Origin of the sequence: Streptomyces sp. SID486 (assembly GCF_009865385.1) — a bacterium.
Classification (GTDB): Bacteria; Actinomycetota; Actinomycetes; order Streptomycetales; family Streptomycetaceae; genus Streptomyces.
Genome location: NZ_WWJT01000491.1, coordinates 1 through 9,110 on the forward strand (window position 1 = coordinate 1; position 9,110 = coordinate 9,110).

General features: G+C 71.0%; 10 protein-coding genes. 3 read left to right on the plus strand and 7 right to left on the minus strand.

Going from position 1 to position 9,110, the window contains the following annotated elements; all coding sequences use genetic code 11:
- Together GT045_RS23080 and GT045_RS23085 are read right to left on the minus strand one after the other, a co-directional pair.
- Positions 1-329: sigma factor (locus tag GT045_RS23080; protein ID WP_272926882.1), on the minus strand; the 329-nt coding region annotated here is incomplete at its 3' end.
- 299 nt (positions 330-628) lie between these two features.
- Positions 629-1,825 (minus strand): epoxide hydrolase, encoded by a 1,197-nt coding sequence (locus GT045_RS23085; RefSeq protein WP_161335301.1) that lies wholly within the window; start codon positions 1,823-1,825, stop codon positions 629-631.
- A 134-nt stretch (positions 1,826-1,959) separates the two neighbouring features.
- Between GT045_RS23085 and GT045_RS23090 the strand changes: the two genes are divergently transcribed.
- Complete coding sequence (locus tag GT045_RS23090) at positions 1,960-2,442, plus strand: VOC family protein (RefSeq protein ID WP_161291588.1); 483 nt, start codon at positions 1,960-1,962, stop codon at positions 2,440-2,442.
- A gap of 111 nt (positions 2,443-2,553) precedes the next feature.
- Here the strand turns inward: GT045_RS23090 and GT045_RS23095 are convergent, their stop codons facing one another.
- Genes GT045_RS23095 through GT045_RS23105 form a run of 3 tightly spaced genes read right to left on the minus strand, consistent with a single transcriptional unit; the run spans position 2,554 to position 5,998 of the window.
- Positions 2,554-3,432 carry a geranyl diphosphate 2-C-methyltransferase gene (locus GT045_RS23095; RefSeq protein WP_161291592.1) on the minus strand — a complete coding sequence of 293 codons (879 nt, stop codon included), beginning with the start codon at positions 3,430-3,432 and terminating at the stop codon, positions 2,554-2,556.
- Between the two features lie 54 nt (positions 3,433-3,486).
- A complete protein-coding gene (locus tag GT045_RS23100) occupies positions 3,487-4,539 on the minus strand; it encodes a family 2 encapsulin nanocompartment cargo protein terpene cyclase (RefSeq protein WP_161335302.1) in 1,053 nt (350 codons plus the stop codon).
- Between the two features lie 16 nt (positions 4,540-4,555).
- On the minus strand, positions 4,556-5,998 hold the full coding sequence (locus GT045_RS23105; protein WP_161335303.1) for a family 2B encapsulin nanocompartment shell protein: 1,443 nt from the start codon (positions 5,996-5,998) through the stop codon (positions 4,556-4,558).
- Between the two features lie 318 nt (positions 5,999-6,316).
- Here GT045_RS23105 and GT045_RS23110 point away from each other — a divergent pair, with 318 nt between their 5' ends.
- Positions 6,317-7,111, plus strand: coding sequence for a VOC family protein (locus GT045_RS23110; protein ID WP_161291597.1), 795 nt, complete (start codon positions 6,317-6,319; stop codon positions 7,109-7,111).
- A 105-nt stretch (positions 7,112-7,216) separates the two neighbouring features.
- Entirely contained in the window at positions 7,217-7,936 is a 720-nt protein-coding gene (locus tag GT045_RS23115; protein WP_161335304.1) for a ribonuclease H, read from the plus strand.
- Here GT045_RS23115 and GT045_RS23120 read toward each other — a convergent pair whose 3' ends face one another.
- Positions 7,937-8,758, minus strand: coding sequence for a tyrosinase family protein (locus GT045_RS23120; protein WP_161288488.1), 822 nt, complete (start codon positions 8,756-8,758; stop codon positions 7,937-7,939). It abuts the gene before it with no gap.
- 35 nt (positions 8,759-8,793) lie between these two features.
- Positions 8,794-9,110: tyrosinase cofactor (locus GT045_RS23125; RefSeq protein WP_161335305.1), on the minus strand; the 317-nt coding region annotated here is incomplete at its 5' end.

Below are 9,110 nucleotides of genomic sequence, written 5' to 3' on the forward strand. Positions count from 1 at the left end.
TCGAACCGGTCGATCGCCTTGATCAGGCCGATCATGCCGGTCTGGACGATGTCCTCCATGTCGTCGCCGCGGCCCCGGAACCGGCCGGCCGCGAACCGTACCAGCGACATGTTCATCTCGATGAGGGTGTTGCGCGCGTACTGGTACTCGTGCGTGCCCTCCTCCAGCTCGGCCAGCCGGCGGAAGAACTGGCGCGACAGCTCGCGCGCGTCACGCGGGGCGACCGACGCCGGGTCCGCGATGCCAGGCAGTGATACCTCGCCCGTCCTGTCCTGCTCGGTCTGATCGACGACCTCTGCTTCCGACCGGATCCCGACGGCGGTGTTCATTGCCTCTCCCCACGAAGTCACGGTACGACGTGTGCCTCTACGGCCTCAGTGTCCGAGTTCCTGTGCATATAGCGTCCCTCCGGGTACCCGCTATTCGGCGAGGTATGCCCGTCGGAACGCTCGCGGCCCGGGTACCCCCGGTGACGCCGCGCATGCACGCGTCCGCACGCACTGGCGCAAAACAGCCGGTCACTCCACTCGAACGGCCGGTCACCCCACTCATACGGCGGCCGGTCCCATCCGACGCGAACGGCCGGTCACCCGACCTGAACGGCCGGTCACCCGACCCGAACGGCCGGTCACCCCTCCCGCAGCTGCCGGAAGAACGCCCGGACGTCGGCGACCAGCAGGTCCGGTTCCTCCATGGCCGCGAAGTGGCCGCCGCGGTCGAACTCCGTCCAGCGCACCAGGTGCTCGGTGCGCTCGGCCTTGTGCCGCAGCACGATCTGGGGCTCGGCCGGAAAGAGGGCGAGCCCGGTCGGCGCGGTCGACGGCTCGGCCGGGCGGGCGCCGCGGCCGGGGGCGTGCGCCCGCTCGTAGTAGATCCGCGCGGACGAGGCGGCCGTGCCCGTCAGCCAGTACAGCATGACGTTGGTCAGCAGCCGGTCCCGGTCGACGGCCTCCTCCGGCAGCTCCCCGCAGTCGCTCCACTCCCGGAACTTCTCCACGATCCAGGCGAGCTGGCCGACGGGCGAGTCCGTCAGGGCGTAGCCGAGGGTGTGCGGCCGGGTCGACTGCAGGACGGCGTACCCGGTGCCCTCCCGCGACCACTCGTCCCAGGCGCGCCACGACCGCTGCGTCCGCTCCCGCTCCTCCGGCCCGAGCGCGGCCAGCTCCTCGGCGGTCGGCTCGGTGGCCTGCTGCCCGCCGGGCAGCAGGTTGAGGTGGACGCCGATGACCCGGTCGGAGTGGACGCGGCCCAGCTCCCTGGAGATCGCCGCGCCCCAGTCGCCGCCCTGGGCGCCGAACCGGTCGTAGCCGAGCCGGCGCATCAGCTCCGCCCAGGCGCCGGCGACCCGGCCGGCCTCCCAGCCGGACTCGGTGGTGGGCCCCGACAGCCCGAACCCCGGGATGGTCGGTACGACGACGTGGAAGGCGTCCGCCGGATCCCCGCCGTGTGCCGCGGGGTCGGCGAGCGGTCCGGCCACGTCCCAGAACTCCACGAGGGAGCCCGGCCAGCCGTGGGTCAGCAGGAGCGGCGTGGCGTCCGGTTCGGGCGAGCGCAGGTGTGCGAAGTGGACACGGGCGCCGTCGATCACGGTGGTGAACTGCGGCCACGCGTTCAGCCGTGCCTCCGCGGCCCGCCAGTCGTACTCGTGCCGCCAGTAGGAGACCAGCTCCCGCAGGTAGCCGGCCGGTACGCCGTACTCCCAGCCGGCACCGGGCAGCTCGGCGGGCCAGCGGGTGCGGTCCAGTCGGTCGTGGAGGTCGTCGAGGTCGCTCTGCGGTACCGAGAGGCGGAACGGGCGGATGCTGTCGTCGGCCGTGGAAGTCATGATCAGGATGCTAGGCGCAGGACCGTGTCACCCGTTCGGATGTCGTGGGGCGGAAGCCGATGAGTTTCGCGCCCGGGTGGGGTCGACACACATGACCGTGTTCCACGCCCCGTTCCACGCCCCGGGAGGCGCACATGACCACCGACGGATTCACCACGTGTCTCTGGTTCGACGGCCAGGCGGAGGAGGCCGCGCACTACTACGTGTCGCTCTTCAAGAACTCCAGCGTGGGACGCGTCGTCCGGTGGCCCGAGTCCGGGCCCGGCCCGGCCGGTTCCGTGCTGACGGTGGAGTTCACCGCCAACGGCCAGAAGTTCGTCGCGCTCAACGGCGGTCCCGAGTTCCGGTTCAACGAGGCGGTCTCCTTCCAGATCCCCTGCTCCGACCAGCAGGAGATCGACCACTACTGGACGAAGCTCACCGAGAACGGCGGCGAGGGCGGCCCCTGCGGGTGGCTCAAGGACAGGTACGGCGTCTCCTGGCAGGTCGTCTACGCCCCGCTGGAGGACATGATCGCCGATCCCGACCCGGAGAAGGCCGCCCGTGCCACCCGCGCCATGATGGGCATGGGCAAGCTGGACGCCGCCGCGCTGGAGCGTGCGTACGCCGGCGAGTGACCGGGGGCCCGCCCCGCGCGGCGCACGCACGCCCGCCGGGGGCACTCGCCGGAGACGCCCCCGTGGCCCGGCGCCCTCACCGCCGTCGCGGTCGGCGTGATGCCGCCGGGATCAGACCCGGTCGGCCACGATGAGCAGGTACTGGAAGCTGCCGTTGCGGTACGCGGACAGGAAGGTGTCCTCGATGCCCGTGACCAGGTGGTCCGCCTCCTTGCGCAGCTCCCAGTACGGGATGGTGGCCTGCGTCAGGTCCTCCACGTGGACCGGCACCAGCCGGTTGCGGGCCATCGCCCGGAAGTACGCCGACCGCGGGTGGATGTCGCAGATGTAGTGCGCGTTGATCAGGGAGACCTCGCGGGACGCCTGCCCGTAGGTGTCGTTGTAGCAGCCGGTGATCACCACGTACCGCCCGCCGCGGCGCAGCAGCCGCGCGTGCTCGGCGAACAGCAGCTCCAGCTCGACGTACATGGTCGACTCGTTGTTCCAGGACGCCGCGTACGCGCCGGTCTCGAACCCGGTGTCGAGCATGTTGCGGTGGTGGTAGCGCACCTTGTCGTCGATGCCGCGCGCGCGGGCCTGCTCGTTGGCGAAGTCCGCCTGCTTCGTCGAGAGGGTGACACCGTCCGCGTGGCAGCCGTACCGCAGGTTCGCCACGACGCTGCCGCCGCCGCGTCCGCAGCCGGCGTCGAAGACCCGGTCGGCGGGGGAGAGCGGACCGAGGTGGGAGGCCAGCAGTTCGGCCTGGGCGTGCTCGAGCCGGTGCAGTTCGGTGGTGATGCGTTCCCGGCGCAGGTCCGCATCGGGTTCGTCGAGCACCGAGCGGTCGGCCGCCCCGATGCCGTAGTGGTGGTGGTAGAGGTCGTCGATCTTGCCCAGTTCGAGGTTGACCGGGTTTTCCTCGGCGTTCCAGTAGTCGGCGACGCGGCTCTGGTAAGTGGACTGGGCCGGTACGGGAACAGCTGCGGTCCGGGCGACGGGCACGGTCGTCAACGGTGACTCCTCATGGCGCATGGGGCGGTGTTTCGTTCCGTGGAAGCGGTGCGGTTACCAGTAGTCGGGAAGGTGGTAGCGGTGGCTGTTGGTGGCGTGCCACTCGTGGTTGCCGGACACCCAGGCGGCGAGCCCCCGGGCGTAGCGCTCCACGAGGGGGGAGGCCGCGGAGAGGAGGGCGGACTCCTCCTCGAAGGCATCCATGATCCGGTTGTGGATCTCGACCGACTTCAGATAGGCGGCCTTCAGCCCGCAGCGGTCGTTCGCGGCGACCACCTGGGGCAGGTTGAGGTGGGTCGGGTCGCTGGCCAGCTCCTTGGTGAAGGAGTACAGGTCGTTGACGATGGTGGTGGCGTTGCAGGCGAGGGCCGTGATCCGCTGGATCTCGGGCCGGGCGTAAACCTGCTCGGGCAGTTCGTAGCCGTCCACCGCGTCGACGATCGACAGGCAGGGCCGGAAGTTGTTGAACTGCCGCATCACCAGGTACTCCCACACCCGGGGCACGTACCGGGTCTCGGCCCAGGCGGCCTCCGCCAGGTATCCCATGTGCAGCCGGGCGATGTCGTGCACGAACCGGCCGGTCTGGCTGGGGGTGGCGAAGGTGGCGTAGTCGGCCAGGGCGAAGTGGTACGAGCGCAGCGGACCGTCCGCCCGTACGCCCTCGCGCCACTCCTCCTCCAGCTCCGGGACACCGTGGTAGGGGTCGATCGCCGACTGCGCCATGATCAGCCGGCCGCCGAGACCGCGGCGCGCGCCGCCCCGGCCCTCGTCCTCCTCGCAGTAGCAGGAGTCGACGACGTTCTCGGCGAGCAGCAGTTCGCCGGCGATCGTCAGCCGGTCCAGGTCGAGGGCGCCAGGATGCTGCAGGACGACGGCCCGGCCGAACTGGAAGCCGGAGAAGTCCCCCTTCCACGCCTCGGGGAACAGGTCCAGCCCGCGGGCCCAGGTCTCCAGCCGGCGGTCGATCTCGGCGGCCTTCTGCGGGTCGGCGGGGGCGGCCGGCTGGTGGCGCAGCCCGGGAATGGTCCCGGTGCGCCGGTCCCGGCGCATGCTCCGGGCGACGTCGGGGGGTCCGGGCAGCCGGTAGGTGTGTGTCGATGCGCTCATGATGTGCTCCGGGCCGTCACTCGGCGGTCCGGCCGAGCTGGACGTTCTCCAGGATCCCGGCCGCGTCGGGCACGAGGATGGCCAGCGAGTAGTAGGCCGTGACGAGGTATTTCGTGATCGCGGCCCCGTCGATGCCCATGAACCGGACGTTCAGACCCGGCTGGTACTCCTCGGGGATGCCGGTCTGGTAGAGCCCGATCACGCCCTGGTCGGCCTCGCCGGTGCGCAGCGCGATGATGCTGCTGGTGTGGTTCTCGGTGATCGGGATCTTGCTGCACGGGAAGATCGGCACACCCCGCCAGGCGGGCACCTCGTGACCGTCCAGGCTCGCGGTGCCGGGCATCAGGCCCCGCCGGTTGCACTGCCGGAAGAAGGCCGCGATCGCCTTCGGATGGGCCAGGAACACCTTCGTCTTGCGCCGCATCGCCAGCAGCTCGTCCATGTCGTCCGGTGTCGGCGGCCCGGTGAAGGTACTGATCCGCTGGCTGTAGTCGACGTTGTGCAGGAGCCCGAACTCCCGGTTGTTGACCAGCTCCCACTCCTGGCGCTCGCGGATCTCCTCGACCGTGAGCCTGAGCTGCTGGGCGGTCTGGTCCATCGGGTCGTTGTAGAGGTCGGCCACCCGGGTGTGCACCCGCAGCACGGTCTGGGTGAGCGACAACTCGTACTCGCGGGGCGCGAGTTCGTAGTCGACGAAGCCGCCCCGCAGGGTCGGCTCGCCCACGTGGCCGGCCTGTACGGGCACCTCCGCCTCGCCCTTGCGGTTCGTCGGCCGGCGCTGCCGCTCGACGTACGCCTCCAGGTGGGCGGCGAGGGAGGGCGCCCGCTCGGTGAACTCCTCCACGACCGCCCAGGGCAGTGCCAGCACCACACCGGCCGTCTCCGCCCGGACGGAGGTCAGCCACAGCGGGTCCGACTGCCCGACCGCCTCGTCGCCCAGCTGGTCGCCGCCCGACACGACACCGACGATCTCCTCGTCGCCGTACTTGCCCTCCGTGTAACGGGTGAACCGGCCGTGGGCCACGAGGTACGCCTCGGTGACCGGCTGTCCCGCCTCGAACAGCACCTGGCCGGGGCGCACCTGCCGGGACCGGAAGCGGCCGGCGATCTCCCGCAGCACGTCCATGTCCGAGTAGCCGCGCAGGATCGGCAGCTCGGTCAGGGTCTCGGGGACGACCCGGACGTCGTCGGCGCCGTTCTGCTCGAAGCTCACGCGCCCGCGACCGGTGCGCAGCTGCAGTCGCCGGTTGACCCGGTAGGCGCCGCCCTTGACGTCGACCCACGGCAGGGTCTTCAGCAGCCACCGTGAGGTGATGGCCTGCATCTGCGGTTCGGACTTGGTGGTGGTGGTGAGCTGGCGGGCCGCCCGGGTGCCCAGGCTGGTGAGCGGGGCTGCTGCCGTGGGCCCGGAGTCGGGTTCGTCGACTGCGGGGCCGGTGGCGATGTCCGGAGTGGACACATTCCCTCCTGCAAAGAGGCGGACAGGGGTGGTGCGGATCGGTCGGCGGTGCGCGGGGCGCCGGTGCGCTCGGACCAGCCAAACAGCACCCCTGGATGTCCGGGTACAGCGCGAAGGGGGCGGTTGTGATCACTGTGTCGTGTAAACATCCCGTTGAGGGTGTTCTGGGGAGGGTGGGGTGATCGTGCGCCGGTGTTTCACCTCCGTGCCCCTGGGGCGCCCGGGTTTTCGGCGCCCGGCATTCGACGCGCGGGCGGACCGCGGGGTGGATAGCGTGATGAAGCGGGACGAACCGGAGGAGCGAGAGGGCTTTCGACCATGGCTGTGCAACCCGAGGGAACGCCCTGTTGGGCCGATGCGATGTTCAGCGACGTCGAGGGGGCGAAGAGGTTCTACGGTGACGTCCTCGGCTGGACCTTCGGCGCGTCGTCGTCGGAGTACGGCAATTACACCCAGGCCCATGTGGACGGCAAGGCCGTGGCGGCCCTCGTCCCGCCGATGCCCGGACAGGAGGGCCAGTCGCAGTGGTGTCTGTACCTGGCCTCGCCGGACGCGGCCGCCACCGCGCAGCGGATCCGGCAGCACGGCGGCGAGGTGCTCATGGAGCCGATGCGGGTCGGCGAGTTCGGGACGATGTGCCTGGCCCGGGAGCCCGGCGGAGCCGTGTTCGGGGTGTGGCAGGCGGGCACGCACGAGGGCTTCGAGACGACGGCGACCCCCGGCGCCTACTGCTGGGCCGAGGTGTTCACCCGTGAGCCCGGGCAGACGGACGCGTTCCTGTCCGCCGTCTTCCCGTACCGGATGAAGGAGATCGAGGACGACGCGGTGGACTTCCGGATGTTCGACGTCGGCGAGGACACGGTCCTCGGCCGGATGCGGATGACCGACGACTTCCCGCCCGAGGTGCCGTCCTACGTCAACGTCTACTTCACCGTCGACGACTGCGACGCGGCCGTGGACCGGGCGACCAAGCTCGGCGGTGTCCTCCGCTTCGGGCCGATGAGCAGCCCCTTCGGCCGGTTCGCCGCGCTCGGCGACCCGCAGGGCGCGAACTTCTCGGTGATCGACATCGCCACCACCGAGGGCGACATGCCCACCATCAAGGACGTGTGACGATCAAGGACGCGTGACGATCAAGCACGCGTGACGATCACCAAGGATGCGTGACGAGCAAGGACGTATGACCGGCCCTGGAACGGCCCGTCCGGCGGTCATGGCATGATCGAGCGCATGCGTGAACGTGTGGTGGCCGCGTGCGACGGGGCTTCGAAGGGAAACCCCGGCCCGGCCGGATGGGCGTGGGTGGTCTCGGACGACGACGAGCGGACCCCCGCCCGATGGGAGGCGGGCCCGCTCGGCCGGGCCACCAACAACGTCGCCGAACTGACGGCCCTGGAGCGGCTGCTCACGGCCGTCGGCCCGGACGTGCCGCTGGAGATCCGGATGGACTCCCAGTACGCGATGAAGGCCGTCACCACCTGGCTGCCCGGCTGGAAGCGCAACGGCTGGAAGACGGCCGCCGGCAAGCCCGTCGCCAACCAGGACCTGGTGGTCCGCATCGACGAACTCCTCGACGGCCGGTCGGTGGAGTTCCGCTACGTTCCCGCGCACCAGGTCGACGGCGACCCGCTGAACGACTTCGCCGACCGCGCGGCCAGCCAGGCGGCCACCGTCCAGGAGCCGGCCGGCAGCGCGCTCGGCTCGGCGGAGCCCCCGCCGTCGCCGGACACCCCGAAGACGGCCGGGGCGCCCCGCCGGAAGGCGCCCCGTGCCGGCGGCACCGCCGCATCCCGCACCGGCGGCACCGCGTCCGCCCGCACCATCAAGGCGAAGTTCCCCGGCCGGTGCCTGTGCGGCCGCTCCTACGCGGCCGGCGAGAAGATCGCCAAGAACGCGCAGGGCTGGGGCCATCCGGAGTGCCGTACCGCCGATGTCTGATCAGACGTCGAACGTGTAGTACTTGGTGTGGTCGAGCAGGTCGGCCGGGCGCACGTTGTTCCACGGCTTCATCGTGTCGTCGATGTCGACGACGTCGGGTGTGCCACCGGTCGGCACGTAGGCGGCGCCCGGGTGCCGGCGCTGCCACTCCGCCCACAGCTTGTCGACGAAGGCGTGGTGCAGCCAGAACACCGGGTCGTTGGGGGACACGCCGGTGGCCATCTGCCCGCCGACCCAGACGTGCACCCGGTTGTGCAGGTTGACCCCGCGCCAGCCCTCGAGGTGGTTGCGGAAGCCGTCCGAGGCGCTGTTGTACGGCGCCATGTCGTACGTCGCCATCGCCAGCACCGAGTCCACCTCGGCGCGCGTCGGCAGCTCGCGCACGCCGGTGCCGAGCGAGCGGCGCAGGAACGTACGGCCGTCCACGCGCACGGAGACCGGCCAGTTGCCCGCGGACCCGGCGAACGGGCCGTCCATCACCCGGCCGTCGGAGCTGCGCCCGGTGCCGCCGAGGAAGTCCGGCGCCCACAGCGAGGCACGCACCGTGCGGTCGGTGCTCCAGTCCCAGTAGGGCAGCGCGACGGAGGAGTCCACCGACTGCAGCGCCGCTTCGAAGTCGAGCAGGAATCTGCGGTGCCAGGGCAGGAAGGAGGGGGAGCGGTGGCCGGTCCGCTCGCCGCTGTCGGTGTCCGACATGATGAACTCGTTGTGCGTGCGGACGAACTCGTCGTAGCGCCCGTTGCGCTTCAGTTCGAGGACGGCGTTGACGAACCGCCGCTTCTCGTCGGCGGTCAGGGTGGCCTGGTTCTTGCGTACGGTCATGGTGCGCGGTGCTCCGGAAGTCTCGGTGGTTGCGGTCAGTTGGCGGGGAACGGCAGCAGCGCCGCGCCCTGCAGCTCGTCCACCGCGGCGCGCGCTGCGGCGCGCGGGGTCGCCACCGGGTCGTAGTGGCTGACGACGCTGATCCAGGTGCCGTCGGCGTTCTGCATCACGTGCAGCTGCACGCCGTCGACGAACACCGCGTACCCGCCGCCGTGTTCGTGGTGGTGACCGCCGCCCGTCGCCGGGCCGCCCTGTATTCGGCGGCCCTTGTAGACCTCGTCGAAGGAACCGGGCGCGGTGTGGTCGTGGTGGTCGTCGGCCGACGCGGCGGGTGCGGCGGACGCGGCGACGG